At 40.3% G+C, this 26,483-nt stretch carries 28 protein-coding genes, 1 other RNA gene and 1 pseudogene; 12 read left to right on the plus strand and 18 right to left on the minus strand.

All coding sequences use genetic code 11. The features are described 5' to 3' along the window. On the plus strand, positions 1–233 hold a 233-nt coding region (locus tag ACFIMW_RS05955), incomplete at its 5' end, for a hypothetical protein (RefSeq protein ID WP_375609343.1). Between the two features lie 779 nt (positions 234–1,012). Here ACFIMW_RS05955 and ACFIMW_RS05960 read toward each other — a convergent pair. Both ACFIMW_RS05960 and clpB read right to left on the minus strand, forming a co-directional pair. Beyond that, positions 1,013–1,405, minus strand: a complete 393-nt coding sequence (locus tag ACFIMW_RS05960) for a hypothetical protein (RefSeq protein ID WP_375608189.1) — start codon at positions 1,403–1,405, stop codon at positions 1,013–1,015. A gap of 760 nt (positions 1,406–2,165) precedes the next feature. After that, entirely contained in the window at positions 2,166–4,745 is a 2,580-nt protein-coding gene (gene clpB, locus ACFIMW_RS05965) for an ATP-dependent chaperone ClpB (RefSeq protein ID WP_375608188.1), read from the minus strand. Positions 4,746–5,205: 460 nt separating this feature from the next. Here clpB and ACFIMW_RS05970 point away from each other — a divergent pair, with 460 nt between their 5' ends. Next, positions 5,206–6,237, plus strand: a complete 1,032-nt coding sequence (locus ACFIMW_RS05970; protein ID WP_375607036.1) for a DUF3472 domain-containing protein — start codon at positions 5,206–5,208, stop codon at positions 6,235–6,237. 1,653 nt (positions 6,238–7,890) lie between these two features. Continuing rightward, positions 7,891–8,262 carry a helix-turn-helix domain-containing protein gene (locus tag ACFIMW_RS05975; RefSeq protein ID WP_375608187.1) on the plus strand — a complete coding sequence of 124 codons (372 nt, stop codon included), beginning with the start codon at positions 7,891–7,893 and terminating at the stop codon, positions 8,260–8,262. 229 nt (positions 8,263–8,491) lie between these two features. On the opposite strand, the gene ACFIMW_RS05980 is transcribed toward ACFIMW_RS05975, so the two are convergent. The 13 genes from ACFIMW_RS05980 to ACFIMW_RS06040 all read right to left on the minus strand — a co-directional run bounded on the left by ACFIMW_RS05980 (position 8,492) and on the right by ACFIMW_RS06040 (position 15,935). Continuing rightward, on the minus strand, positions 8,492–8,626 hold the full coding sequence (locus tag ACFIMW_RS05980; protein ID WP_375608186.1) for a hypothetical protein: 135 nt from the start codon (positions 8,624–8,626) through the stop codon (positions 8,492–8,494). Positions 8,627–8,661: 35 nt separating this feature from the next. Further along, complete coding sequence (locus tag ACFIMW_RS05985; protein ID WP_375608185.1) at positions 8,662–8,838, minus strand: hypothetical protein; 177 nt, start codon at positions 8,836–8,838, stop codon at positions 8,662–8,664. Between the two features lie 368 nt (positions 8,839–9,206). Beyond that, positions 9,207–9,494 (minus strand): helix-turn-helix domain-containing protein, encoded by a 288-nt coding sequence (locus ACFIMW_RS05990; protein ID WP_375608184.1) that lies wholly within the window; start codon positions 9,492–9,494, stop codon positions 9,207–9,209. A gap of 269 nt (positions 9,495–9,763) precedes the next feature. Continuing rightward, complete coding sequence (locus tag ACFIMW_RS05995) at positions 9,764–9,937, minus strand: hypothetical protein (RefSeq protein WP_375608183.1); 174 nt, start codon at positions 9,935–9,937, stop codon at positions 9,764–9,766. After that, positions 9,928–10,371 (minus strand): hypothetical protein, encoded by a 444-nt coding sequence (locus ACFIMW_RS06000; RefSeq protein ID WP_375608182.1) that lies wholly within the window; start codon positions 10,369–10,371, stop codon positions 9,928–9,930. The genes ACFIMW_RS05995 and ACFIMW_RS06000 overlap by 10 nt, the downstream gene beginning before the upstream one ends. A gap of 38 nt (positions 10,372–10,409) precedes the next feature. Beyond that, positions 10,410–10,736: an MFS transporter gene (locus ACFIMW_RS06005; protein WP_375697387.1), complete on the minus strand. Its 327-nt coding sequence runs from the start codon at positions 10,734–10,736 to the stop codon at positions 10,410–10,412. Further along, positions 10,736–11,092 carry a hypothetical protein gene (locus tag ACFIMW_RS06010; RefSeq protein ID WP_375608181.1) on the minus strand — a complete coding sequence of 119 codons (357 nt, stop codon included), beginning with the start codon at positions 11,090–11,092 and terminating at the stop codon, positions 10,736–10,738. Before ACFIMW_RS06010 ends, ACFIMW_RS06005 begins: the two co-directional genes overlap by 1 nt. A 249-nt stretch (positions 11,093–11,341) precedes the next feature. Further along, the gene (yacG, locus tag ACFIMW_RS06015) at positions 11,342–11,626 is read right to left on the minus strand and encodes a DNA gyrase inhibitor YacG (RefSeq protein WP_375608180.1); all 285 of its coding nucleotides are present in this window, start codon (positions 11,624–11,626) and stop codon (positions 11,342–11,344) included. 21 nt (positions 11,627–11,647) lie between these two features. Next, positions 11,648–12,361: a Maf family nucleotide pyrophosphatase gene (locus ACFIMW_RS06020; protein ID WP_375608179.1), complete on the minus strand. Its 714-nt coding sequence runs from the start codon at positions 12,359–12,361 to the stop codon at positions 11,648–11,650. 200 nt (positions 12,362–12,561) lie between these two features. Then, on the minus strand, positions 12,562–12,780 hold the full coding sequence (gene infA / locus ACFIMW_RS06025) for a translation initiation factor IF-1 (RefSeq protein WP_007346335.1): 219 nt from the start codon (positions 12,778–12,780) through the stop codon (positions 12,562–12,564). Positions 12,781–13,696: 916 nt separating this feature from the next. Beyond that, positions 13,697–13,819 (minus strand): hypothetical protein, encoded by a 123-nt coding sequence (locus tag ACFIMW_RS06030; protein WP_375608178.1) that lies wholly within the window; start codon positions 13,817–13,819, stop codon positions 13,697–13,699. 1,371 nt (positions 13,820–15,190) lie between these two features. Next, positions 15,191–15,772 (minus strand): disulfide bond formation protein B, encoded by a 582-nt coding sequence (locus ACFIMW_RS06035; protein ID WP_375608177.1) that lies wholly within the window; start codon positions 15,770–15,772, stop codon positions 15,191–15,193. Positions 15,773–15,782: 10 nt separating this feature from the next. Beyond that, a complete protein-coding gene (locus tag ACFIMW_RS06040) occupies positions 15,783–15,935 on the minus strand; it encodes a DUF5993 family protein (RefSeq protein ID WP_166428907.1) in 153 nt (50 codons plus the stop codon). 759 nt (positions 15,936–16,694) lie between these two features. Here ACFIMW_RS06040 and purE point away from each other — a divergent pair. The 6 genes from purE to ACFIMW_RS06070 all read left to right on the plus strand — a co-directional run bounded on the left by purE (position 16,695) and on the right by ACFIMW_RS06070 (position 21,727). Beyond that, positions 16,695–17,192, plus strand: coding sequence for a 5-(carboxyamino)imidazole ribonucleotide mutase (gene purE, locus ACFIMW_RS06045; RefSeq protein WP_375608176.1), 498 nt, complete (start codon positions 16,695–16,697; stop codon positions 17,190–17,192). Position 17,193: 1 nt separating this feature from the next. Continuing rightward, complete coding sequence (locus tag ACFIMW_RS06050; protein ID WP_375608175.1) at positions 17,194–18,378, plus strand: 5-(carboxyamino)imidazole ribonucleotide synthase; 1,185 nt, start codon at positions 17,194–17,196, stop codon at positions 18,376–18,378. Between the two features lie 1,016 nt (positions 18,379–19,394). Continuing rightward, positions 19,395–19,766, plus strand: coding sequence for a hypothetical protein (locus tag ACFIMW_RS06055; RefSeq protein WP_375608174.1), 372 nt, complete (start codon positions 19,395–19,397; stop codon positions 19,764–19,766). Continuing rightward, entirely contained in the window at positions 19,763–19,936 is a 174-nt protein-coding gene (locus tag ACFIMW_RS06060) for a hypothetical protein (protein WP_375608173.1), read from the plus strand. The genes ACFIMW_RS06055 and ACFIMW_RS06060 overlap by 4 nt, the downstream gene beginning before the upstream one ends. Before the next feature lie 755 nt (positions 19,937–20,691). Beyond that, positions 20,692–20,817, plus strand: a complete 126-nt coding sequence (gene ykgO, locus ACFIMW_RS06065) for a type B 50S ribosomal protein L36 (protein ID WP_013545486.1) — start codon at positions 20,692–20,694, stop codon at positions 20,815–20,817. A 130-nt stretch (positions 20,818–20,947) separates the two neighbouring features. Then, positions 20,948–21,727: a tetratricopeptide repeat protein gene (locus ACFIMW_RS06070; protein WP_375608172.1), complete on the plus strand. Its 780-nt coding sequence runs from the start codon at positions 20,948–20,950 to the stop codon at positions 21,725–21,727. Positions 21,728–21,911: 184 nt separating this feature from the next. Here the strand turns inward: ACFIMW_RS06070 and ACFIMW_RS06075 are convergent, their stop codons facing one another. Beyond that, entirely contained in the window at positions 21,912–22,118 is a 207-nt protein-coding gene (locus ACFIMW_RS06075; RefSeq protein WP_375608171.1) for a hypothetical protein, read from the minus strand. A 374-nt stretch (positions 22,119–22,492) separates the two neighbouring features. On the opposite strand from ACFIMW_RS06075, the gene ssrS reads away from it, so the two are divergent. From ssrS to ACFIMW_RS06090, 3 genes are all read left to right on the plus strand, one after another. Continuing rightward, positions 22,493–22,653, plus strand: a non-coding RNA gene (ssrS, locus tag ACFIMW_RS06080) — 6S RNA. A 288-nt stretch (positions 22,654–22,941) separates the two neighbouring features. Next, positions 22,942–23,547 (plus strand): 5-formyltetrahydrofolate cyclo-ligase, encoded by a 606-nt coding sequence (locus tag ACFIMW_RS06085; protein ID WP_375608207.1) that lies wholly within the window; start codon positions 22,942–22,944, stop codon positions 23,545–23,547. A gap of 18 nt (positions 23,548–23,565) precedes the next feature. Beyond that, positions 23,566–24,387: a TIGR00282 family metallophosphoesterase gene (locus tag ACFIMW_RS06090; RefSeq protein WP_375608170.1), complete on the plus strand. Its 822-nt coding sequence runs from the start codon at positions 23,566–23,568 to the stop codon at positions 24,385–24,387. Between the two features lie 166 nt (positions 24,388–24,553). Here ACFIMW_RS06090 and ACFIMW_RS06095 read toward each other — a convergent pair. Continuing rightward, positions 24,554–24,844: pseudogene (locus ACFIMW_RS06095) on the minus strand (UDP-N-acetylglucosamine 1-carboxyvinyltransferase); the annotation flags it as partial. 303 nt (positions 24,845–25,147) lie between these two features. Then, positions 25,148–26,443 (minus strand): UDP-N-acetylglucosamine 1-carboxyvinyltransferase, encoded by a 1,296-nt coding sequence (murA, locus tag ACFIMW_RS06100; protein ID WP_375608169.1) that lies wholly within the window; start codon positions 26,441–26,443, stop codon positions 25,148–25,150. Between the last annotated feature and the right edge of the window lie 40 nt (positions 26,444–26,483).

The following is a 26,483-nucleotide window of genomic DNA, read 5'->3' on the forward strand; positions in this document are numbered from 1 at the left end:
TCCAAACAACAGAGAAATCAGATCCAAACAACAGAGAAATCAGATCCAAACAACAGAGAAATCAGATCCAAACAACAGAGAAATCAGATCCAAACAACAAAGAAATCAGATCTCCCATTCTCACCAGATCATCTTACCTATGGACTTTACCCGGTTTAAACGCACAATTCCGATTGTATCATTATGATACCTTTTTAGATTTACCTTGTCAAGTTTTTATATTTTTCTTTTAATATTTTTGTCATTTTTTATCATATTTCTGTCTCTTATGCAAACAGGATGCCCAAAAAAAACATCATTGTGTTTCTATTTGCACAGTTGTAAAAATATCTCTTACAGCTTTCCCCATTTCATGAAAGCGCGTATTCATTATATAATCACTCATGATATAATAATGGGAAATTCGCCAATAAATGGTCATCCCTTGTTTTAGCTTCTTTACACTTACATAAAAGAAGCACGCCAGAACCAGCATATTACCAATATTGCGATAATCTTCTCATAAGAATTTTCTAATCTCCCCACACCTCAAAGAGCGAAAGTTCCGACAAGAAGCGAATGATACTTGCACTTCTTTTTCACGGCTCCACACTTTTACGCTTTTACGTCTTTACAGAACAAAACCAAATGAAACGTCCCCCCTCCACACAACGATTTGATAAAAACAAACTGCATCTCCAACAATAGATTTCTGTAAAGAATCCATAGGAATTTTATCGATCAGATTTAACCCTTAGATTAGTATACAAAACTACATGACAAAAAGTCATTTCCTATAAAAGAAAGGGTAAAAACTCTATGATTGAGACAAAATATGAGGAATGGCGAGCAGTAAAAATTAATATCTTTTGTCCCCATAACTTTGAAATTATAAGCTGGACAAATGATCCTTATTGACTGCATAATGTAATTTTACATCTGTAAGTTTTTACAGGTTAATTCAATCCCACCGTTTCCCCCAACATCTCATCATGATGATCTACGCTTTTTGGACACACTGGCAAAGGGGGGATCATCTATTATACGTACGTATATAATAATGTGTTGCGCCATCTGAATCATAAGAAACAAAAGACAATATACCTATCTCTATTCGCGTTATTCTATAAGTCAAAATGACACCGTTTTGCTGTTTTGGTTGATCTGTATAGATCACGGTATATCCATTCCGTCGCAACAGATCAATAAATACAGGAGTAAAGTTGTCTTCTGTGTTACTTTTTTTCACAATAAGTGTTGTTTTAGCGGGCGGCAAAGGTTTTTTAAGATTGTGAACAAAATCGTTAGCAATTAATTTTATATCGTCCTTCGTAATATTTTGAACAACATAACTTGATGAATAATTATTGATAGATGCGCACCCCGCCACCAACACAAGCGGTAACGGTAATAAATATTTTGACATCTTAACTCCCCTCGCATTCTCTCTCGACAAAGCTCTTACACCAGAAATAAGAGCAACCTTGCTTATCAATAAAAGTATTAACAACCTATTGGTTTGCAATCAAGCGATAAGTAATCAATTTTTCAGGAATAAAAAAAATGACACCATCTCCAAGCACTCTCAAAGTTTATACTTAACATACAAAAAAATATATATTAAAAGGACTTGACCACCTCCTTACACCTCAAAGAACGGGGGAGCACCCAACACCATTCTGTGCACAATTCGGCTTCTCTTGGGCGGGTTCTTCTTGGCTTCAGACTCATAACAGTTTACTTTAAAAGGCGCGACAGACAAGTCCTGCTTAAGAATACGCAGAGCGTTCTAGTGAGTATTACGTGACAATATATTCAAAACACCAACAAGATCTGTATTATTACTGTAACCGCCAATCTACCCCCCCATGTAAGTCTACCCATGTAAAAGTGATCTGTATTTGGCAATTTTCTTCAGCAACATAAAACATATATTAAGACACCGACCACCGCTCCACAATCCCACGTCCAGTTCTCAAAAATAACTCCCTCTCAAAGACCAAAGCACCCCACCCAGCACCGCTTCCATCCCGCATCGATTTGCAAACAATGCGCTGAAAACAAGCCTAATGGCTTGCAGCAAGCTCCCCTTACCAACCACGCATGCAGATCAGTCTCCTTTCCTCAAAAGAAGGCACGGTATAATAAGATTATCACTGCGCTTTATACCGTAAATTTTCCCAAATTTATGTTTCAGGTAAAAACGCCAACCGATCACCTTGCTTTTCAATTGTCACCACCGTCTCGTCGTGAATTTCTCCAAACAAGATTTTCTCTGCGAGAGGATCTTGAATTTCTTTTTGAATAATCCGTTTAAGCGGACGAGCACCATAGAGCGGATCATAGCCCTTATCGGCAAGAAATTTTCTCACCTCTGGCTCGATTTGCAAAGTTATTTTGCGTTCATTGAGTAGATTTTGCAAATGTTCTATCTGAATATCGACGATAGCTTCCATATCTTGACGTTGCAGCCTTTGAAAGAGAATAATCTCATCAATACGGTTTAAAAATTCAGGACGGAAAGCGGCTTTGACGACATTCATAACATCATTTTTTGCCTGATCTGTTGCTTGCCCTTCAGGCAAAGCAGTTAAAAACTCAGCACCAAGATTAGAAGTCATAATCAGCAAGGTATTTCGAAAGTCAACGGTACGTCCTTGACTATCCGTCAAGCGTCCCTCATCCAACACTTGCAACAAGAGATTAAAAATATCAGGGTGTGCTTTTTCAATTTCGTCAAACAGAATGACCTGGTAAGGTCTTCTACGTACAGCCTCCGTCAGCACGCCCCCTTCTTCATATCCAACATATCCAGGAGGTGCCCCAATCAGCCGCGCCCCAGCATGCTTTTCCATATATTCCGACATATCAATACGCAACATGGCATTTGGGTCTTGGAAAAGAAAAGCGGCCAGAGCTTTGGTTAACTCGGTTTTTCCCACCCCCGTAGGTCCCAAGAACATGAAAGACCCCAGCGGACGGTTAGGATCTTGCAGCCCCGCACGCGCACGCCGTACAGCACGAGAAACAGCTTGAACAGCCTCTCCCTGCCCAATCACACGTTTGCTAATTTCATCTTCCATCCGCAACAGCGCCTCCCGTTCTGCCTCCAGCATTCGATCAACAGGAATACCGGTCCAGCGCGAAACAATCCGCGCCACATGTTCAGCCGTCACCGTTTCTTCAACGAGATGATTTTGTTGGTCATCATTTTCCGCGATACTCAATTGTTTTTCGAGTTCAGGAATGACACTATAAGCGAGCTCTCCAGCGCGTTGGAATTGTCCATCACGCTGTGCAATAGCCAAAGCATTACGGGCTTCTTCGAGTTGTTTTTTCAAATCAGCAGCATGCCCTAATTTTTGTTTCTCAGCCTGCCAAGCACTTGTCATCTCAGCGGACTGTTGTTCCAATGTTTTCAGTTCCTCCTGCACATTTTTCAACCGTTCTTTTGCTGTTGGCTCGACATCTGTTTTCAAAGCTTCCCGTTCGATCTTCAACTGTAAAATACGCCGATCAACAGCATCGAGTTCTTCCGGCTTTGAATCGACCTGCATACGCAAACGTGCCGCCGCTTCATCGATAAGATCAATAGCTTTATCCGGCAAGAAGCGATCCGTAATATAGCGGTTAGACAAACGCGCGGCCGCAATTAAAGCACTATCAGCCAAGCGCACTTTGTGATGTTGTTCATATTTTTCCTTAATACCGCGCAAGATAGAAATAGTATCTTCCAAAGAGGGTTCAGGTACAAAGACAGGCTGGAAGCGGCGTGCCAAAGCAGCATCTTTTTCGACATATTTTCGATATTCATCGAGCGTAGTAGCACCCACACAATGGAGTTCTCCGCGTGCAAGAGCAGGCTTTAACAAGTTAGACGCATCCATAGGACCATCAGATTTTCCTGCTCCAACAAGATTGTGCAATTCATCAATAAAGAGGATAATTTGTCCATTTTCGGCTTGCACCTCTGCCAGCACTGCTTTGAGACGTTCTTCGAATTCTCCACGATATTTTGCACCAGCGATAAGCGCTCCCATATCGAGCGCATAGAGTTGTTTATCCCGCAAAGTTTCAGGGACATCGCCATTGATAATGCGCAGAGCTAACCCTTCCACAATAGCTGTTTTCCCCACCCCAGGCTCACCAATCAACACGGGATTATTTTTCGTCCGCCGTGAGAGCACCTGAATAGTGCGTCGAATTTCTTCTTCTCGTCCAATAACAGGGTCGAGTTTTCCTTCGCGTGCATCTTTTGTGAGATCCCGGGCATATTTTTGCAAGGCATCATATTGTCCTTCGGCATGGGGGCTTGTTGCTGTTTTTCCTTTCCGCAGCGCATTAATTGCCCGATTAAGCGCTTGCGGGGTCAATCCTCCACTTGTTAAAATATCGGCTGTTTTTGCGGTCTTTTCCATGATCAGCGCTTGCAACATGCGCTCCACGGTCACAAACTGATCACCGGCTTTTTTCGCAATATCCTCAGCCAGCGCGAAAACTTTTGCCAATGGCTGTGAAAGATAGAGCTGTCCATTTCCCCCTTGCACTTTAGGCAAAGCATCAAGTGCTTCTTTTAGCGCCTTTTGAATAAGAGTAAGATCACCACCAGCGTTTTGGATAAGCGATGCAGCCAATCCTTGAGAATCGTCTAACAACACTTTCAGGAAATGCTCCGGCATAAACTGCTGATGATCAGAAGCAAGAGCGCTATTTTGTGCTGATTGTAAAAAACCCTGTACGCGTTCGCTATATTTTTCCAAGTTCATTTTTTTTCCTTAAACCTCAAGCCATCACCACACTTTAACCTCTCCAATATTCCACAAAAGAAACATCCAGAAAGGATTATCCAGCCTCTAAAAAACACCGCGGAAAAAGCAGCATGAAGAAGAACCGTAGTGCTAAAAAGAATATGGGTTTCTACAAGCCTCATAGCAAGAGGGAGAAAAAAAATACGCTATCATTTTAAATAAAAACCGCAACTTTTCTTATACCCCACATCATCACTCCCCTTTTTAAACTCTCACCCACAAACTCCACCATTAAAACTTAAATTTGAACAGCAGAAAAGGAGCACGCAAAAACATTTAAAACAAAGCAGTCTTTACAGCATATAGTTTAGAGTAAAAGTCAAAATTACTTTTTCTCTTTTTACTTAACAAAACATTGAGTATAAGCTTTAATATTTATAAACTTATACTGTCTTTATCAAAATAAAGGAGTTTGAGTATGTACCATATTGCAAAAAAGGTTATTTTAATACTTTTATTCCTTCTGATAAGTAAACCAAGCTATGCCATCTTTGCCGGCAAAGTTATTACAATAGAGCATGAATGGCCTGAGAATGCATTATTTGATCTATTTGTTTTCACCCAGCAAGTAAACTACGATGGTGGGCCTAACTCCATCTATTTCTGGGGAAATAAATTTGAATTCCAAAACGGGAAAAGTGGACAAATTGGTTTTTTCAACAGGAGCGGCCGTACCATTCATTTTTCTATCTGGAATGCAACGGGATGGAAGGGTAATACATGTAAGCATTTTACTCAGGAAGGTTCAGGAGTACGATGTGAAATCAAGTTTCCATGGGAAATGGGACGCAGATATCGATTATATGTTGAAAAAAATGAGAATCTAGTTACAGCGAAAGTAGTCGATTTTACAACGGGTAAAAAAGTGAATATTGGGACCATAGAAGTACCAAATACATTTGGCAAACTCCGTAAATCTTCAAGTTTTGTTGAAGACCATTCTCGTTGGAAGAGACATCTTTCCTCCTGTTATGATTTAAGTCCGCAAAGTTCGATTTTTTTTGATCCTAATGGCTTAAAACAAAACAAGCTATACGAAGGGACTCTGAAAGTTTCTAATCAAGGAAAGTGTCGAGATTCTGACCTCATCCAAACATCATGTACGTTCACTTTTTGTATGACAAGTATAAGCGACTTTGGAGGTTTAGCCTCGCCTACAGCTAAACCAGAAGTCCCCATTTCCAATGGGAAAGATCTGTCTGCAGAAACAATTTCTAACATCTTGAAACAAAAAGAGCTTGTCGTTATTCGTTCAAAAGATCGTTCTTGGGCACCCAATATCTCTTTTCCATCTCCTGCTTCATTTAAGTGGAAATCAATCTTTATAGATCATCTAGCGGCTTCTAGTTCTACGCTTCACACCACTCACGGCACACAAAAGATAACCACAGGCCAAAAGATTATGTATATGTCTGATGGAAAAACTTGGAAAATTATGAAAAAAAACTAACTTTTTTCTTCTTGATAAGCCCCTCACTCCCCTTTAAAAATAAATGGGGGGAGGAAGTTTTTTTCATTTCCCCACCACGGCTCCCTTTCCCAGTTATTTTTTCGAGCCCTGCTCTCATCCCATCGTCCCCTTTAGCTCACCTCATCACCATACTTTACCGCATCCTTTACACCACCCCGCCTCTTATCCACGCCCTCCCTTTGTCCATAGGCACTCTCTCCATTCCACGCCCCCCTTTTTCTTTCCCGTCACACACTTACAACTTACAGCACTCTTCATTCCAGCTTCCCTCCTCAATTCACAGTCTCTTCACCCCCCCATTTATTTCACCCCATCCATGCCAGACAAAAGCCCAACGTAACCCCAAAACACGCACAATGCATAAATCCATAAATCCTCCACTTCACTTTTACAGATTCACATTTTTACGCTTTTACACATTCACAGAAAACAGCCAACGAAAGATTCACCACCCCACACCGCTCGATAAACACTGGTCCGTAAACAATCCAGCTTCTTATCCAGGGAAGGACTACTGATCACTTCATATAATTATCACCACCCCTCAAAAGAGGCGTTATCAAACAAGACAAATAAGCCCTTCCTCCCAATATTCTCCACATACTCTTCTCCAGAAAACGCACTTAACACCCCTTTTCATCCCAGCTTCCCCGCTCCATTCACAAATGCGTCCCCCTATAGTTCTCTGACCATATTCCACGCCATGATAAAAGCATACACACAGTACAAATCCTCCGCATTATTTTACGGATATACGTTTTCACGCTTTTACGTTATTACAGAAATCAGACAAATAAAATTTCCACATCACCACCCCGCACCGCTTTGTAAACACTGCTCTGAAAATGAATCCAGCTTCTTATCTAGGGAAGGACTACTGATCACTTCATATAATTATCACCACCCCTCAAAAGAGGCGTTATCAGACAAGACAAATAAGCCCTTCCTCCCAATATTCTCCACATACTCTTCTCCAGAAAACGCACTTAACACCCCTTTTCATCCCAGCTTCCCCGCTCCATTCACAAATGCATCCCCCTAGTTCTCTGACCACATTCCACGCCATGATAAAAGCATACACACAGTACAAATCCTCCGCATTATTTTACGGATATACGTTTTAAAGCTTTTACATATTCACAGAAATCAGACAAATAAAATTTCCACATCACCACCCCACACCGCTTTGTAAACACTGCTCTGAAAATGAATCCAGCTTTTTGCCTAGTCCCCTTACAGTCTTCAGACTACCCTCCTCAAACGACAGCACTTCATCAGGCTCAACAAATCAAAGCCCTATCATGAATATTCAAGCTCTTCACTCCCCCTTCAAATAGCGCCGTTTTACGGTATAACAGAATAGAAAATTTTTCATTTTTCTTGCCAATCTTCTGAAATTACTTTATCACTTAAAGTGTAATTTTGGTCGTCTACGCAGCGATCAAGAGGGAAGACAAGCCCTAAGTCCGAGCGTACAATTGAACCTACTTTTGTGGGTATCCCGGGATTCCGGGAGATTTTGCTATGTCCAAGTGCCACAAGCACTAAAAGCAAAATGCTGACTCGGACTCAGTACTTGTTACTCCCGGAATACCAATGCGAGGGCGCTCGCAACCGGAGGGGGGGCTTGAAGTGCCAACTAAAAATCCACATTTTATCGACATTTTGATAGGCAAAAGAATCCGTCACAGACGCATTTCAATAGGACTTTCCCAAAAAGCATTAGGAAGCCATTTAGGTGTCAGTTTTCAACAAATCCAAAAATACGAAAAAGGCTTAAATCGTGTAAGCGTAGGGTGTTTACTCAAAATCGCCCAAAAACTGGATATCCCTATAAGCTTTTTTTATGCAGACATTGCCACAAAAGAAGATCTTCCCACAAAAGAAACTCTCTTACACCACGACCAATACACCTATAGCGAAAAAGAACACACTCTTTTGAAAAACTTTAGAGAGCTCAAACCAAAAAAACAGAAGGCAATCTTGTGGTTGATTTCTGATTAAGCAAAAACGCAGGCACCAACATTATTCACCAATAGAGCCAATACCCTAAAGTATAAGCTTCAGATCATCCCTCCTCCAAACAACGCTGTTTCATCAGGCACGATAAGCAAATCCTACCTCCTCACGTCATCTTCATCCCTTCATCCCACCACCTCTTGGACACACCATCCTAACCTGTTCATACTCTCCTCCATTCCCTCTCTTCTCAAACCAACGCCTTCCCTCCTCTTCATCTCGGGCTTTTCATTCCATCCGCAAACTCTTCTCCCCTCTCTCTCCATCCTCCATTCTTTACACACCCATTCACAACATGCTCCACCCCCTCACTTCTATCCTTTACGCACCCCTTCCATTCTGCACCCATTTTTTTATTTCCTCTCCCAATACACTTTATCTAAGTCACTCTCCATTTATATTGTTCCCCCCATTTCTCAAATACTCCCATCCACACGCCGCCTCTTCATCCCAATTTCCCCCCTTAATAAACTCTTCATCCACGCCCCCCAACCTTCTCTCCCCATTCCATGCCATGACAAAAGCATACACCACGCATAAAACCGCAGCTTCCTTTTTCACGGTTCCACGTTTTTACGCCTTTACGTCTTTACAGAACAAAGCCCAATGAAACGCCCACCCTTCCACGCTGCTCTATCAACAACGCTCTACACCCCAGCTTCTTACCCAGCCCCCCTTACAAACTTCAGAGCCTCTCCTCAAACGAACAGTGTTTACGGCATAATAAGGTAAGTGAAATATATTGAAGTGATCACGCGCCACTACCTTATCCATTATCCATCGACAAAAATGCGACCAACACGAACTGCTTTAAAAAAGCTATTCAAAAAATTCTAAAACAGAAAAACGCTCATCATCTAAAAAAATGGCAAAGCAGTGCGTTTTGCACATCATCCACCTTTACTGAAGCAAAGAAGCCCCATCAGTTATCAATCCATCCCCCACCTAAAGTTTCCCATGCCTGATATCGCCGCCCTCAAACAACGGTGTGTTATAGCATAGGATAAAAAGGAGATATGAACATCGAATATATTGGCGATTTCCAGCAAACGTCCAACTTCTACACGGTTTATACCTTTTTCATATTTTTGGATTTGTTGGAAGCTTACGCCTAATTTTTTTCCCCAATTGTTCTTGAGAATTTCCCATGAAGTTTCTGCTACAACAAATTTTTTTCTTATAAAAATATCATGAGAATGCGGATTTTTATCTCGCACGTTTACCTCCCCAACTGAGTGCGCCCCCCCTCTCGCATTGGTATTCCGGGAGTCTAAAAGTACTGAATTATAGTTAGCTTTTTGCTTTAGTGCTGAGAAGCACTTAAACATAACAAAAACTCCCAGAATCTTATTCCCCCCACATAATGAGTTAAATTTAACGCTATAGCATTAAAAAACTGATTCACCCTTATGTTGTGTTACCTTCATACTCCTTGAAGCTAGGAAAAATGAGTTAAAACACTTAACTGAGTTGACGAGCCAATCATTCAGTACAAACAACGGACGACAAACTGCTCACCAACATCCTGATCCCCAATAAACAGCATAATCCAATCCATCCAGAAAGAAGGAACAATTTTCCAGCCGAAGTATGACCTAAAACAAATGCTCCAACAAAGAGCGCCACCAACATAGCTAAATTTTGTACAGACTACACCCATCCGGAAGCGATCCCAATTTGTTCATTGAAATGGGTTACCAGATAAATGTTAGAAGATATGAAAAAGCGAGCACTGACCATTCCAATGAGGAAAAAACAAAGCAACAAAGTCTCAATATGGAGTAAATCAAAGTAAAAAAAGCACACCGAAATCACGGCAAAACAAACCATTGTTGACATGGCTGGCATTAACAACTCCGATATTTTTCCTGTAAGGGGGTTATGCTTTGATTTTTTCACACTCCAAAACCCATAGAGAAAATTACCAATCGCTGAAGCGGATACCAGCATCCCAAGAGCTTGTTGATTCATTTTCATTGTGCTGAGAATAACGAGCAACTGATTATTCACCATAAAGACCATGGCAAAATAAATGAATATCACCCCCACATAAGCATACCAAGCTGTCCCATAAAGTCTCTGCTGTAATTTCATGGTATTTGCTATTCACACCTGATGATTTAGGATATAGCTCAACGTTCTTTGGATTGCTTTTTTATCATGAGTGACGAGACAGGTTGTGCACCAAGACAACAAAATACCATAAAGCCTAGGAATGTCAAAAATCCCGAAAACAATAAAGTATAGGTATCTGATAAAAGGACAGACAGAGCACTCCCCAAAGCAAGTCCTATCATCTTTGCTGCGCTATTGATCATGTTAAGCACAGAATCATAATGGTTCCGTTCTTTTTCAGGAACAGAATTTGCACTGAGAACAGAAATTGCTGGAATAGTGATACTATTGAATGTTGCTCGAATGACTGCCAATATAATAAATCCTTGCAGACTCATCGCCATTAATAAAATGACAGTACAGAGTGCCCGTAACAGCAGTAACGCCCACACAACCAATGGATTATAGAACGATGATTTATCAACATTCCAATTGGCGTAGACAGAATGATACCAGGGAATAATGTTGCCGCTCCAATCAAAGGGATGTTATATTGATCAGCTTTCCACGTGAACACAGATACGGTCAAAATCACGATATAATCAATCCACCCCCCAAAGGACACTAAGCCATTACCCAGCAAAAGCACCAACAAGCGATTTTTTATTGCCCCATCTCTTTGCACCAAAACACGCGCCCCTCTTTTTTCCTTAGCAATACTGATTGGACTATCAATTTTTCCCTCACACCCTAAAGGCACCAACAACCTTCCTGCAACAAAGCAATTTATAATTATCCATGGTAAACAAAACCTCTGGAAATAAGTCTTAGATATGTATTAAAACATCCATCGTTGATTGAACTTAATCTGCGTCTTTGCGAATGACGATAATAAGCAAGCCGTTAATCCAGCCCTTAAATACATTGATATAGGATAATCGCGCGCGCCTCCCCTTCAGTTCCCACACAAAAACGCTTTAGCGTTCTTTTCTCAAGAGGAATACCCCTTTTATTCTTCTTCATCACTTACTTGTGGTGGGGGTGGTAAGATATAAGCGCCTGAAAGCCAACGATTAAGATCAATAGCTCGACAGCGTGTGGAACAAAAAGGATAAGAAGATTTTTGTGACATCTGACCACAAATAGGACAAGGATGCGGAGGACGGGTCTCTTTTTGTAAATTTAGCTCTTTTTGTTCTTGACACACCTTTGTCATTGACTTCTTCATTAACTTTTCTTCTATTGCTTTTTTTTCATTTTTGCTTTTCTCTTTTTGTTGCTTTTCACCTTGCATTGATCTTACCTTAAAGTTTTTCTAATGCGTTTGTTCAGCCCAGTGAGTAAAAAGTGGATAGTGATAAGCGGTCAAGAGATCGGTTGTTTCAGCCAAAGGCAATCCCACAACATTAGAATAAGAACCCGTGATATGAACAACAAAAGCCCCTGCTTTTCCTTGGATAGCGTAGCCCCCCGCTTTCCCTTGCCATTCTCCTGAAGCAAGGTAAGCCTTCATCATAGCAGAGGTTAAGCGTCTAAAACGAACACGACTTTCAACCAATTTTACGGTTATTTTTCCACGTTCATTGAGTGCACAAATGGCACCATAGACCTTATGCGCCCGTCCAGAAAGGAATCGTAAACATTCATAAGCCTCATCCTCGCTTTCTGGTTTGGGGAGAATGGTCCGGCCAACAGCCACCACCGTATCAGCCGCCAAGATAATCATTTTCTGCGCAGACAATTTTTGGGGAACATTCTGCAACTCGTCTTGACCATTCTGACTGTACCAGCGCAAAATTTTTTGGGCTTTCAGCGCTTTTTCTTTTGCCAAACGTTTGGCAAGGTTTGCAGGATGTTCTTTTAATTTTGGCGTTTCATCAATATCGCTTGCATAAACCTGCTGGGGATCAATCCCTATTTGCGCCAAGAGCGCCAAACGCCGTGGCGAAGCGGAGGCAAGCACCAAATAAATTTCTTGCGCAAGAGTTTCTGCCAAATGCTTTTTCCCCCACTCTTTTATGTTTTTCATTTCCACCCCTTCACAATCGGCTTTGCTCTTACCCCATTTTAAGCGCCATGGATCTCCTTATCCTTTTTCCGCGTTGATTTTACAATTTTTCAATGTCCTTTAAACGCTCACCTTTTTCACACATAAAAAGCAACTTCAAAGAGATGTTAAAAAATATAAAAATAATATTATGACTTTTACAAAAAAGCGCAAGCCGTCCATTACTTATAACGGTACGTAATGCGTCCTTTTGTCAAATCATAAGGTGTCATTTCCACCATGATTTTATCCCCCACTAACACCCGAATACGATTTTTTCGCATTCTTCCAGCGGTATGAGCAATAATTTCATGATCATTTTCCAGTTTTACACGAAACATCGCATTGGGTAAGAGTTCAGTAACGATACCAGAAAATTCTAAAACTTCTTCTTTTGACATAAACAATCATTTCCTTTACAGTGCGCATATTTTGTTAAGCTGCGCGTTATTTTTCAGCGTTCATACCCTATTTTCTTAAGTTTGTGAATAAAAATTCAACAAGAAGGAAAAGGTTTTTCTTTCACGTTTCCCAAAAATGTCACGCCACACTTTGGAAAAACAAAACTTTATCCTCTCAAATTTTACCCACCACTTTTCTCCAATTTTTATAATAATCTCGTATAGAGTAACGAGAAATTCCGCTCAATATTCGCCTCCATCAACCTTTTTTTTAATGCCTTTGAACATCCTCCACGACTTAAAAGCAATCCAAGAGCCCTCCAACATTCTCTCTCCTTCGCCTTCCACAACCGAAAGATTGTCCGCTCAAACAGATAAAAGCACCTCCTCCATACCCGATAAGAACCTTCTCTCCTTTTCTCAAAACATCCTCCATTCTTCACACACCCATTCACAACATGTTCCACCCCCTCACTCTATCCTTTACGCACCCCTTCCATCCTGCACCCATTTTTTTATTTTCTCTCCCAATACACTTTATCTAAGTCACTCTCCATTTATATTGTTCTCCCCCCCATTTCTCAAATACTCCCATCCACACGCCGCCTCTTCATCCCAACTTCTCCATTCCCAGACGCTTCATCCGCCCACCCACTCCCCTCTATTCCATGCCATAATAAAAGCATACACCACGCATAAAATCACAGCTTCCTTTTTCACGGTTCCACATTTTTACGCCTTTACGCCTTTACAGAACAAAGCCCAATGAAACGCTCACCCCTCCACGCTGCTCTATCAACACCGCTCTACACCCCAGCTTCTTACCCATCCCCCTTACAAACTTCAGATCATCCCTCCTCCAAACAACGCTGTTTCATCAGGCACGATAAGCAAGTCCTACATCCTTACGTCATCTTCATCCCTTCATCCCACCACCACCTCTTGGACACACCATCCTAACCTGTTCATACTCTCCCCCATTCCCTCTCTTCTCGAGCCAACGCCTTCCCTCCTCTTCATCTCGGGCTTTCCATTCCATCCGCAAACTCTTCTCCCCTCTCTCTCCATCCTCCATTTCTCACACACTCCCATCAACACGCCGCCTTTTCATCCCAACCTCTCCATTCCCAGACTCTTCATCCGCCCCCCACTCCCCATTTTCTCCCCTCTATTCCATGCCATGACAAAAGCATACACCACGCATAAAATCGCAGCTTCCTTTTTCACGGTTCCACGTTTTACACTTTTACAGAAATAAGAAAATCTGTACAAAATTCATTCGATGACGACATTTTAAACAACCACCTTTAAAATCTCGAACACCAGTATTTTCACTTAAATTATAGATACAAACCACCCTGTTATTTTATTGACCAGCATAAAATTTTAACAAATTTTAGCTCTTAAGAGGAGCCATAAGAAGCGTTTTACGACTCTTTAAAGAACTTTTATCCACATGCGGTAATTTTTTTATGGCATACAAGAGTATATTTTATCGATTCACTCTAAAAAAGTTTGCAATCGAAAAACTTCTTCGATTGTCTCATTTAACATTCACAACGATAAATTGTCCGTATAAGTCAATGTTTTTTTTAAGAAAGAATCATCAGTAAAACGTAAGAAGAAGAATCATCCAAACGCTTGTTTCTAAAACAAAAGCTTCACACTGAAATTGAAAGGAAACATCTAAAAATGAAATAAAAAAAAAGGTTTGTCTCTAAAAACAAACCTTTATAGAAAATTATTCAAATAACTTTCAAAATCTCACCTCTAAAAGCACTAAAAATACTTCAGAAGCACCAAAATGAATACAAAGATCTATTTAATATAATGTAAAAAAAAATCAAGAAAAAAAATTTTTATAGTTAATTCTCTCCTAAAAAATAAATCTCCATGACTTGTGTACAATTTGGCTGCTCGACAGCACCCAAGATCAACCCCTTCAACACTTCTATACTGACGCATCTTCACAAAACCCAACAAGAAAATCTTATTTAAAAAAGATCAAACGCAAACGCTTATAAAGTCCAGCGTCTCCATAAAAGACCGTTTTTGATTATCTAAAATCTTGATGCACTGTCTTTCCATTGCCCCCTCCCCACACTTCAAAGGAAGGAAATTTCTACCAGTCACTGGTCCGTCAAATCCAGCTTCTCTCGGCGGGTTTCTATTACTGACCACACATAGAAGCGAGGGGGTAGAGGCGGTTCACTTCATAGGCGCGATAGACAAAGCCCTACCTTGAAGACTTGATCACGATATCTAAAAACACTTAATGTAAAGCTTGTCATGCCATATACCATCGCTCTAAACAACGCTGTTTACGGCATAATAAGACAAAAAAAGCGGACTTTTGAACATTTCCGCTTCTTTAAACAATAAAATTACGATAAGAGATTATTTAAAAATTTCAAGACTCTGAAGAAAACCAATTTGATAACAATTCATACCTTACAGGATCATCAGCGCATTGTCCCCCACCACATTCCAGTATAGTAGAAATCAAATTTGCCGCAATTAAAAATACAAATAAGAAACTTGCTGTTTTACTCAATATTGGAAAAGGAGAAAATTCTTTAAACTTGTGTGCCAACTCACTTAAAATCATGACGAACGATACAGCAAAGATACAAAGAACAGAAATAATAAAAGCCCAAGTATAAAAATGTAATCCAAAAAACGTTGAACCATATCCCAAATCATCTGGTGTAATATGCAAAAACACCTGCCGTGCCGCAATGATACTGGTTACCATACAACCGAGGATAACCATGCCATAATGGGTATTTTTCACCTTATGGTGAATATTGAGCAAGAACCCGCATCCTGCAAGCATCAATCCAACGCGCTGCAGCAAACAAAGGGGACAAGGCAACTCAAACTTTACCAATTGATAATAAAAGGCCACCACCAAAACAACGGATAATCCGATGAGTCCTAGCGTATTCATAAATATAACGAAATGAGGGTTTTTTTGTTCAACATGTTCCATGGCTATTCTCTCAAAAAGATAGATTTAAAGTAGAAGTTGCGTGATGATTAAAAGTGAGAAGAATGACAACGAATAAAATGGCCCACAACACATAACTTATATTTTTTTTGCCATATACAGTGGTTACTGCAGTACCTAGAGCGATTAAAAACGGAAAAAACATAGCTTTTAAATCTCCTTTCTTAACATTGAGGGTTTAATCTTATTGCCGAGTATTCACCATATTACAAAATTGGGCAAAAAAGAGACAATGAATTTATTATTCACAATTCATCATTCACTTTCATTGTCATAACATTTTTATGAAGAAATGATAAAATATATAATCCCCTAAAAACACCTCTCAACCAAAGCGTTGCTTATTGGTTTCCCTTACATCAGCAACGATAGAGCATATTTTCTCCCATAAAAGAATTACCTAAACAGCAAAATAATCAACCTTTGAAATTGAGAGAGAAAGATCTCTCTTTTTTCTCAAAAGAATATACTTATTTGTAACACACTTTTGCCATAAAAATCTCTTTTTCATCATAAACAATATTTTAAATTGCACGACACATTACATAATATGGAAACAGTACTTATTTTAGCAAATAAAAAATGAGAATATTTTTTGAAAACCTTACCATCAATGGCTTTCTGGCAATGTATTTTCCCTCTTTCCTGAGGAAATGACAAAATGACAATCCGGCAACCTAACAGCTTCACGGTCCAATATTTTGAACACCGCATCTCAAAGAACAGTGCTTTATGCGTCTTAATATTCTCATTTTTCATCTCTCGTATCCTCTTTAAATTTTTATCTTTCAATCTTATTTGAAAAATAACTATTTTCTGTCATCAATTGGCTTTGCAAAAAGAATATAAAACTCTTAAAAAATGATGAGAAAGAATCGCATTGAACATTTGAGAAGGATGGAGAATGACAAAAAAATCATGTGATGTCGCGATTTTAATGGGGAGCCAATCGGATTGGCAAACGATGTGTCATAGCGCCGATATTTTGACGAATCTTGATATTTCTCATAGTTCGCATATTATTTCAGCCCACCGAACCCCTGAACGCCTTTACCAATTTGCAAAAGAAGCAAAAACGGCAGGTTTTAAAATTTTAATTGCCGGTGCAGGGGGAGCAGCCCATCTTCCTGGCATGTTAGCAGCACTCACTCCCCTTCCTGTTTTTGGCGTTCCAGTGCACTCACACTCTCTTTCGGGTCAAGATTCCTTACTTTCAATCGTGCAAATGCCAGCAGGAATACCCGTTGGCACATTAGCCATTGGTAAAGCAGGCGCAATTAATGCAGCTCTTTTAGCCGCAGCCGTTATGGCCATTTACGATCATGATCTCGCACAACGATTACAAGATTGGCGTCAACAACAAACAGCCAATGTCGCACAAACACCGGTAACAGAGGTTTAAAATGGCAGCGTTCTCCAATACTACCCCCTCATCCAACACGCCCCCCTCATCCAACACATCCCACCCATCCAACACATCCCACTCATCCAACATGTTACCTCCAAACAGCGTTATTGGTTTAATCGGTGGCGGACAATTGGCACGCATGTTAGCCATAGCGGCAGCAGAATTAGGATTTCGAACCGTTATTTTTTGCCCCGAAGCAGATTGCCCAGCGGCCCAAACAGCAAACAACCATATTATTTCCTCCTATGATAATATATCAGCCTTAAATCATTTTATTTCTCAGTGTGATGTTGTCAGCTATGAATTTGAAAATCTTTCGCTTCAAACGGTTCAATATATAGAGAAGAGAAAGCCTGTTTATCCCTCTTCGAAAGCTTTAGAGATCACGCAAGATCGACTTTTTGAGAAACAATTTTTGCATGATCAAGGAATCGGCACCGCGTCATGGCATGCTGTTGACAATTCTTCTTCTCTTCTTTCCGGTCTTGATGCATTGGGCGGGCGTGGTCTTTTAAAGACGCGTCGTTTTGGTTATGACGGAAAAAACCAGATCAAGCTTGATCACCCAGATGAACAAACCCTTGACGAAGCCTTAAGGACTTTTCAGGAACAGCCTTGTATTTTGGAAGAAATAGTTCCTTTTTTATCGGAAATTTCGGTTCTTTCGGCACGTACAAAACAAGGGGAACATATTTTTTATGATTGCCCTGAAAATCAACACAAAAATGGTATTCTTCATAAATCCTTTGTTCCATCACATATTCCACCTGAGGTGCAAAAAGCAGCACAAGAAATCAGCTTAACAGTTATGGATGCCCTCAATTATGTTGGTATTCTTTGCATTGAATTTTTTGTCTTAATGGATGGTAATCTGTTAGTGAATGAATTAGCGCCGCGTGTGCATAATTCTGGTCATTGGACACAAAAGGCGTGCATAACTTCACAATTTGAACAACATATCCGTGCTATTTGCGGACTTTCTTTGGGCAGCACCTACCGCCATAGCGATTGCCAAATGACAAATCTCCTTGGGAACAATCTCAGCAATTTAAAATATTTTCTCACACAAGAGCATACATCAATCCATTTATATGGCAAAAGCTCTTCCCATCCCCACCGCAAAATGGGGCATGTCATCCAATTAACAGGGCCTGCCAGCAAATCTAACATACACATATAAAAATGCTTTTCCACACAAGTGAAGACAGAAAAAACAACTTCTCCCTTTCCAAACCGCTTAACCTACATGAATATCTAATCCACCCTCAAAAAAGCTTCATCCCCCCATCAACAATCCAACATCTCCTCCTCTTTTCAAAAACATCCCATCGCAGCTATCTCTTCACGACTAAAAGCAATTCACCAGCCCCACTCATCTCCACCTTCCATTGCTTCATTCCCCCCCAATACTATAGGGCATAGGTCGTCCTCTTCACTTCCCCTTTAATTCCGACCGTTAGGGGATGAACTTTCCTCTTACAGCTATAGAGACCACTCTAACAATGTGTTCTCATTGCCTCTAGTCTCCGGTGTTCATTCTTTTACAAAAGTGCCAAGCGCGCACCCCGCACCACTCCTGACCTCCACGTCAAAGATATAGTTACAGTACTAAGCTCATCCATCATAGAAACCTCCTCTCTCCTCTCACAAGACGATATTACCTGTGTCGTATTTTCTAGGGCTTGAAGCGTCTCTCCTTGTTTCATTTCGCGATAAAGCTTAAAAGAGCAGATGTAAATACATCTCCACACTGAAAGAAAACCGTAAATTTATCTTACGCTCAAAAACACCAGCCATTTAAAATATCACTCACTTTAACATTTGTAATGTTTGTCACCTTCGTATGTCTATCGCCTTCTTTCTTTCCCCTATCAAGTTACATTATTCAAATCTGCCAACAATCAGGATCTTTTTAAGTAAATTCTAGCCGACATGAACACTTCATATTAAATGCCTCTTCGCCTATAGTTTAGCCATAAAACATAATTGTACTCACAAAACGAATCGTTTACACAGTGGCACGGAGAATTGTACATGTTTCATAATAATAAAAGGGAAGATATACTACAGAGGTAGCAGATCATTCGTATTATAATTATAACAAGTACAGAAATCTTCTTTTCATCTCATATCTGAGAAACTGAGTTATTCACTTTATCAAAAGACAAAACATTCAAGAAACAAACGAATATCAACATGCCAAAAACAAACCTATCAAATGCATCGTCAAAAGAACAAAATGATAGATATCCTCAATGGGATTTAGTCCTTGATATCCAAAAAGAAGTTAAGGAAACAATAAAGGCTGGTGTTGTTTCACTGGGAGAATTTATATTCATAATCTTTATAAGCGTTTGTTTATACATTTTCCTCTCAATATTAGGCCATGCGGATAAACCTCAAATGGATGCTGCAAGTTTAATCGGGCTGATATGCGGATTAATTCTGTACGGTTCGATACCAATCTCTTTGGTGCTACGGATCATAGTAAAGAAGAAACTGAAAAAAGTAATGAAACAACTAGACGAAGCGGTTGCTAATCAAAATATAATAAGGAGAGAAAAATGATTGAAGCTATAATATTAGGGCGCATTCTAGGAATCATTGTCGGTTGTGCAATAATAACATTATCCGTTTGGTTGGTTTATTCTACCATTAAATATCGAAAACTGTACCGTAAAGCGCTTACAGGACTAAACTTAGCAAATCAAAAATGTAATAAAGGAATTAATAAATAAAAAAAATCGTGAAAAACGTGGTATTAAGAATACCATAGTTCTTGTTTTCATATTTTTAGATGTATTTAATATGATTACCAGTCATTGAGGGGGCATATTGGGGGTATGAGACTTTTCGTAAGGGAGCGTTTGAAACTATAGGCATGATATTATGTGCGTATAGCAAATACAAGGAACAATTCCAACGGCTCCCTCCCTCGATTTCCCCTACTTCAAGCATTTCAGCCGGCACACGCACCTAACAGAGCTTCACGAGACACACACACAAGCCCCGCAATTTTAAGAAGAACCCCTCGCCTCTCCTCAAAGACACCCCCCTTCAACATCCCACCCCTGACAGGGCTTATTTGTTCAAAGCCGAAAAGTTGTTAGCTTGTTTACACTCTTTGTCTTTTAGTACTTCATTTTGCTTTTTACTCAATATTTTTACCTTCAAAGAAACCATTAACACACCCTAAGGAATTTGTAATATACCCTTGACAAGAATAAGACTTCTTGTTAGATTTCTCTTACTTTTTTGCAATTTTCACTTATTCATTGTGCTGATAAAGTGTTTTAATGCGTACTTTAAGAGTGCGCTTTTCTTTTTGTGATCACAGTGAAAAAGTGTATCGTGTGATATTATGATGCAAGTACGATATCGTAATGCAATGCTCATAGAGTAAGCAGTCTATTGGGGTTGTAATATTGTGTTTTCGTGTTTTAATATTGTATTATAGTATTGTGTTAAGTAAACTGTTTAAACGGTGAATATGATGAAAATTAAAAATTCGCTTAAAGCACTAAAGGAGCGCCACCGTAACAATCGTTTGGTGCGTCGTAAAGGTCGTATTTATATCCTCAATAAAACGAACCCGCGTTTTAGAGCACGTCAGGGCTAATTCTTTTAGAGCTAATGTTTTTATGCCTACCTTAATTGTAGGCATGAAAGATTTTTTCTTGAGATTTTTTGGGGTTGCAAGTCCATTGTTTGATAATGTGTAGTAATTTATCTTTTGAGGGCTTGTTTTTATGGATTTTTCTATTTTTTTAAAAGCTTTTTGTTTTTTTCAGCTGGTTTTTTTCTGTATTTTCCAGCGCATTTTTTTGCTTTCTTTTGTTGGGATTTTTTGTTTTATTTCTTCTTGTTATGGGCAAAACCCTCCTTCTCTTCCTGAAGATCGGCCTTCTCCACAATCGCTTTTACCGTTAGAAGATCTCATCCCCAATTCTCCTGCGCCTTCCTCCACGCCCTCTGATTCATCTGCGATTATTCTTGAAGATTTTGACTCAGATCAACTTTCGCCTGTTGATAGAATTAAGCAACGCAAAGAAGCAGAAATTTCACGTTTACTCAAAGAATTGAAATATTGTGCGGATGTTGCTAACGCGAAAAAGATCAGTCAACAACTTCAACATTTGTGGTCCCAATCGGGGAGTGAAACGATTGATCTTTTGATGTCATGGGCTGAAAATGCACTTAACAACGACGATTATGGACTTGCGCTTGATTATATTGATAATGTTCTTGCGCTTTTACCTACTTACGCTGAAGCTTGGACAAGACGCGCTTGGATTCACATTCAACTGAACGATTTCAAACTTGCCCTGCTTGATCTCAACCATGCTCTTGAGCTTGAGCCGCGCAATTATAGTGCCTTTTTTGAACTTGGCGTTACCATGGAAGCGACAGAGCGTCCAAAACTTGCTCTTAAAGCTTATGAAACAGCTTTAGACTATTATCCACAAATGCGGAGGATTCAAAAGCGCGTGCAAGCTCTGTTAGACGAACAATCGCCCCAAGCTCTTTAAACGGTGTCATTCACGAGCGAGACCGTATGATGCATTCAAGCTTAGACAAGACGCGCTTGAATTCACATCCCACTGAACGATTTCAAACTTGCTCTGCTTGATCTCAACCATGCTCTTGAGCTTGAGCCGCGCAATTATAGTGCCTTTTTTTGAATTTAGTTCTTTTTTGTATTTAAGACAACGTCTAAACACTTTCCCCCATATTTCGCCTACAGAATTTTTTTCTCGAAGTAGACAAATTCTTCACGCCGCCTCTTTTCATACCTTTCATCATGGATAAAACAATTTGTAAAATACGAGCCTCAAAAAATATTTTTTGAAAAAAGCTCCAAACATCGCTTAGCGCCTCTGATAAACTGTCAAAGTCTGTATTTTTATGAGCTTCAACCATCAGCAGCCCATACCGTATCGTCTCCCCCCACCCTAAAACTAAAAACAGCACTGAAATATGACCCACAAATGCGAAAGCTTCAAAGACACAACATCGATTTAACAAACCTTCTTGCATAAAATATTCCCCCTTCAAAAACCTCCCCCAAGCATTCTCCCGAAACATCAAATCAAGCATTCTCACTAAACCATGGTGCTTCACTCCTCCCACTGATGTTTTTTTCTTTTTTACCTTGAATAAGCACGCCATACATCATGCAGCCATTTCCCAAAACCACCAGCAACATTACCCTCTTGAAAAAACTTTATGAAAAACAAGAGAGGTAAGTTATTTTATCTCTAGCAGAAATTCTGAAATTGTTTTATATTAAGAGGGGTGTTCTGCGCTTCTCGACAGGAAATAACGTATTCCTGAGACCTTAGTGATCTCCAAGGGAGCTGTCCCTGATAAAGCTCGTGGGCTTTTTCATATGGCGCCCACCTATTTGTTTAGGTTCTTGGGGTCAGCTTTTTCCATCGGCTGTTGTGGATCACCTTTTTTACATAACTTTTTTGCACAAATAAAATTTTTCCCCAAAAAATTGAAGATGTCCTTTTCCAGAAGACCAATACTCTCTTTTCAAGAGATAACGGTAAGCTTTATCTACCTCCTACTTTATCTCTTCGCAACAAAGCACCGCCAAAGCGATTTATCGCATCAAGATGCTCCTTTCAACAAAAGAAGCACGCACTCTTTTTACAGTACGGCTCTGTTCTCACTACGATTTACAAAATGCCAACAAGGGATAAAATACGAGCAGATGATAAAAAAATTGACGAAGAAAATGACCTCCAATAACCCCTGCGACACAACTTTATCTCTTCGCACGCAGCACCGCCAAAGCGGTTTATCGCGTCGTGATGCTCTTTCAACGCAAGAGCGCGAACTCTTTTCACAACGTGCTTGTTGTCACGTTATTGAGTCTCTTGAAAAAAAAGGAACCGATTTTTCACGCCTCATTTTAGCAGGCTATTGGCCCATCAAATCGGAAATTGACCCGCGACCTTTACTTGATGTTATAGCGTCACGCGGTGGACGTCTAGCCTTACCGGCAGTGCTTGATTCCACCACCATGATTTTTCGTGCATTTTCACCCAGCACGACTCTCAAGCCCATGCGTTTTGGTACTTTTGGCCCAGGAGCAGACAATGCTGTTGTTTTTCCCAATATTATTATTGTTCCGCTTTCTGCGTTTGATCGTCACTGTCACCGTCTTGGCTATGGAGGAGGATATTATGATCGTGCAGTTGAATCTCTTAAAAAACAAGGACATTCAATGACATTATGGGGCATGGGTTTCTCGTGTCAGGAGGTTTGTTCCATTCCTCCAACAGAACATGATTTACAGGTGCAGAGAATTTTTACAGAAAAAGGTTTCTTAAAATGTTAAAATGTGATTAAAACGTCTATGCGTTTTTTATTTTTAGGTGACATTGTTGGCAATACAGGCTGTAAAGCTGTTTTTGAGCATCTTCCTCAACTCATTGAGAAATGGCATCTTGATTTTGTTGTGGTGAATGGTGAGAATGCCTCTGGTGGTTTTGGCCTCACACAAGAGACGTATCAAGATCTTTTGATGGCCGGAGTTGATGTTGTCACCACGGGTAATCATGCTTTTTCTCACACAGAAGCATTGCAGTATGCGCATGAGAGTGATCGTTTTTTACGTCCTGCCAATTTCTCGCAAGAGACTCCCGGAAGAGGAGTTGGTGTTTTTACAGCGAAAAATGATGCCCGTGTTCTTGTTGCGAATCTGTTGGGCAGTGTTTTTATGCCGTGCAAAGTAGAAGATCCATTTGAAACAGCGGAAGATATTCTCTTAGCCTGTTCCTTGATGGAGCAAGCCGATGCGATTATTTTTGACTTTCACGCAGAAACGACAAGCGAGAAGCAATGTTTTGGACATTTTCTTGATGGTCGTGTAAGTGTTATCGTTGGCACCCATACGCATATTCCCACTGCTGATGCACAGATTTTAGAAGGTGGAAGCGCTTATTTATCGGATGCAGGCATGTGTGGAGATTACAACTCATCACTTGGAATGGAAAAAGAAGAACCCTTATACCGTTTTCTTTACAAGAATAAGCGAGATCGTTTTGAACCGGCGTGTGGAGAAGCCACCCTTTGTGGTTTAGCGGTTGAGATTTCAGATCGTACAGGATTAGCAGAAAAGGTCTCGGCAGTACGGATTGGTCCTCATTTAAAGCCTGAAGTTCCGGATTTTTGGTAGCCTTTTTTATAACGCTCCCTTTAATAGTCGTCTTCTTTTTCTAAAGCGCCCTTTAAGGGGTGCTTTTCACGATTTTCTTTTGGAAAATCTTTTTAGCAAAATGATTTTTCACGCCTCTTGCAAAACTTTTTCCCGTTAATTGTTGAATTTTGGCGCCATATCGGGTTCATTTTTCTTCCAACCTCTCAAATTCACGATCAAGATGATAAACACGATTGACGATTGTTTCTCCCTTTGCCACCAATGCTGCAATCACAAGAGAAATAGAAGCGCGCAAATCAATCGCCATGACGGGAGTCCCTTACAAATGCTCTGTTCCATAGACAGTTGCTGTCTGCCCATCAAGCTTTATCTCTGCCCCTAAACGATTAAGTCCCTGGACATACATAAAACGATTTTCAAAAATCATCTCTGTAATCCGCGCGGTTCCTTCAGCCCGTATCATAAGCGCCATGAACGAAACTTAGACAATAATCTCAAGTCTCCTCAAAAGTTAGAGAAGCAAAACTTTACACAAAGAAAAACCATTCCGAAAAGGAAAAAACAGCCACAAAAGCCATGCCCTTGGAACTTGAAGAGCGCTCTAGAAAGTCATTCTCTGCCCCAAATTCTCCACAAAAGAAAACGCCCCATTGAAAAGAGCTCTCGAGCTAAGCATTATTCTCCCCCAAAGCGCAACCGTAAAATATGCCACTCAAAAGCAACTTCCTCTAAACAATCTCCTCCAAACTTCCCTAAATATCGACTCTCTTTAACAGATTTAAACTGTAATGCGTTGAATTTTGGCACCACAACGAGCTAATTTTTCTTCCAATCTCTCAAATCCACGATCAAGATGATAAACACGATTGACGATTGTTTCTCCCTTTGCCGCCAATGCTGCAATTACAAGAGAAACAGAAGCGCGCAAATCCGTCGCCATAACGGGAGCCCCTTGCAAATTCTCTGTTCCATAAACGGTTGCCGTCTGCCCATCAAGCTTTATCTGTGCTCCTAAGCGATTGAGTTCTTGAACATGCATAAAACGATTTTCGAAAACTGTCTCTGTAATATGCGCGATTCCTTCAGCCCGTGTCATGAGCGCCATGAATTGCGCTTGGAGATCGGTTGGAAAAGCAGGATAAGGTCCTGTTTTAATATCAACGGGCATAATTTTGGTGTTCTTTGGATTTCGCTTAACATGAATTCCTTGAGGTTCTATGTGAATCTCGAGTCCTGTTTTTTGGAGCACCTTAAGCACTTTTGTGAGATGATTAGGATTTGCATTTTTAAGAAAGACATCTCCTCCCGTCATAGCAACAGCCATTGCATATGTTCCCGCTTCGATTCGATCAGCAATAACGCGTACTCTAGCACCGTTGAGTTTTTTAACCCCTTCAATTGTAAGTGTTGTTGTTCCTTCACCGGTTATTTGAGCCCCCATAGCATTGAGGGTTCGAATAAGGTTTGTCACTTCTGGTTCACAAGCCGCATTTTCAAGAACGGTTGTTCCCTTTGCCATTGTCGTCGCCATCAGCAGCACATGGGTTCCACCAACAGTGACTTTAGGGAAGCGATAGTGAGCACCTTTTAACCCCCTTGGCGCTTTTGCATGAACATATCCATTTTCGATAGCAATCTGTGCGCCTAAAGTTTTAAGTCCCTCAAGGATAAAATCGACGGGCCTTGTCCCGATAGCACATCCTCCAGGCAGGGATACATAAGCCTCTGCGCATCGTGCAAGCAGTGGTCCGATAACCCAAAAGCTTGCACGCATTTTTTTCACCAGTTCGTATGGTGCCCGCGTTGTGATTATTTTTTGCGCAGTAAAATGGATTGTCCTTGCATTGACACAATCATCGTTAAACTCTTGCCCATCAACAGCATATCCAACCCCATGATTATTAAGGATACGAATAAGCAATTCGACATCGGCAAGATGAGGAATATTTTCTAAAGTGAGCGTTTCTTCAGTAAGCAGCGCTGCAATCATAAGAGGCAATGCAGCATTTTTTGCTCCTGATATAGGAATTGTTCCTTTAAGTTTTTCTCCCCCAACAATTTGAATAGAATCCATCGTGTTTTCCCTCTTTTCCTTTGTGCTTGCCCTTCCAAAG

The sequence above is a fragment of the Bartonella sp. AC329YNZD genome, from assembly GCF_042196685.1.
Lineage (GTDB): Bacteria > Pseudomonadota > Alphaproteobacteria > Rhizobiales > Rhizobiaceae > Bartonella.

Coding starts and splice junctions, on each gene's coding strand:
- ACFIMW_RS06050 (WP_375608175.1), top strand. CDS start 17,194: ATGGCAGCGTTCTCCAATACTACCCCCTCATCCAACACGCCCCCCTCA.
- murA (WP_375608169.1), bottom strand. CDS start 26,443: ATGGATTCTATTCAAATTGTTGGGGGAGAAAAACTTAAAGGAACAATT.
- infA (WP_007346335.1), bottom strand. CDS start 12,780: ATGTCAAAAGAAGAAGTTTTAGAATTTTCTGGTATCGTTACTGAACTC.
- ykgO (WP_013545486.1), top strand. CDS start 20,692: ATGAAAATTAAAAATTCGCTTAAAGCACTAAAGGAGCGCCACCGTAAC.
- ACFIMW_RS06075 (WP_375608171.1), bottom strand. CDS start 22,118: ATGGTTGAAGCTCATAAAAATACAGACTTTGACAGTTTATCAGAGGCG.
- ACFIMW_RS05960 (WP_375608189.1), bottom strand. CDS start 1,405: ATGTCAAAATATTTATTACCGTTACCGCTTGTGTTGGTGGCGGGGTGC.
- ACFIMW_RS06060 (WP_375608173.1), top strand. CDS start 19,763: ATGATTGAAGCTATAATATTAGGGCGCATTCTAGGAATCATTGTCGGT.
- ACFIMW_RS06000 (WP_375608182.1), bottom strand. CDS start 10,371: ATGAAATTACAGCAGAGACTTTATGGGACAGCTTGGTATGCTTATGTG.
- ACFIMW_RS06055 (WP_375608174.1), top strand. CDS start 19,395: ATGCCAAAAACAAACCTATCAAATGCATCGTCAAAAGAACAAAATGAT.
- ACFIMW_RS06030 (WP_375608178.1), bottom strand. CDS start 13,819: ATGGAATGGAAAGCCCGAGATGAAGAGGAGGGAAGGCGTTGGCTCGAG.
- ACFIMW_RS06085 (WP_375608207.1), top strand. CDS start 22,942: ATGACCTCCAATAACCCCTGCGACACAACTTTATCTCTTCGCACGCAG.
- ACFIMW_RS06090 (WP_375608170.1), top strand. CDS start 23,566: ATGCGTTTTTTATTTTTAGGTGACATTGTTGGCAATACAGGCTGTAAA.
- ACFIMW_RS06020 (WP_375608179.1), bottom strand. CDS start 12,361: ATGAAAAACATAAAAGAGTGGGGGAAAAAGCATTTGGCAGAAACTCTT.
- ACFIMW_RS06040 (WP_166428907.1), bottom strand. CDS start 15,935: ATGTTTTTTCCGTTTTTAATCGCTCTAGGTACTGCAGTAACCACTGTA.
- ACFIMW_RS05970 (WP_375607036.1), top strand. CDS start 5,206: ATGTACCATATTGCAAAAAAGGTTATTTTAATACTTTTATTCCTTCTG.
- ACFIMW_RS05980 (WP_375608186.1), bottom strand. CDS start 8,626: ATGGGTGCAGAATGGAAGGGGTGCGTAAAGGATAGAAGTGAGGGGGTG.
- ACFIMW_RS06070 (WP_375608172.1), top strand. CDS start 20,948: ATGGATTTTTCTATTTTTTTAAAAGCTTTTTGTTTTTTTCAGCTGGTT.
- ACFIMW_RS06035 (WP_375608177.1), bottom strand. CDS start 15,772: ATGGAACATGTTGAACAAAAAAACCCTCATTTCGTTATATTTATGAAT.
- yacG (WP_375608180.1), bottom strand. CDS start 11,626: ATGCAAGGTGAAAAGCAACAAAAAGAGAAAAGCAAAAATGAAAAAAAA.
- purE (WP_375608176.1), top strand. CDS start 16,695: ATGACAAAAAAATCATGTGATGTCGCGATTTTAATGGGGAGCCAATCG.
- ACFIMW_RS05995 (WP_375608183.1), bottom strand. CDS start 9,937: ATGGGTGTAGTCTGTACAAAATTTAGCTATGTTGGTGGCGCTCTTTGT.
- ACFIMW_RS06005 (WP_375697387.1), bottom strand. CDS start 10,736: ATGGCGATGAGTCTGCAAGGATTTATTATATTGGCAGTCATTCGAGCA.
- clpB (WP_375608188.1), bottom strand. CDS start 4,745: ATGAACTTGGAAAAATATAGCGAACGCGTACAGGGTTTTTTACAATCA.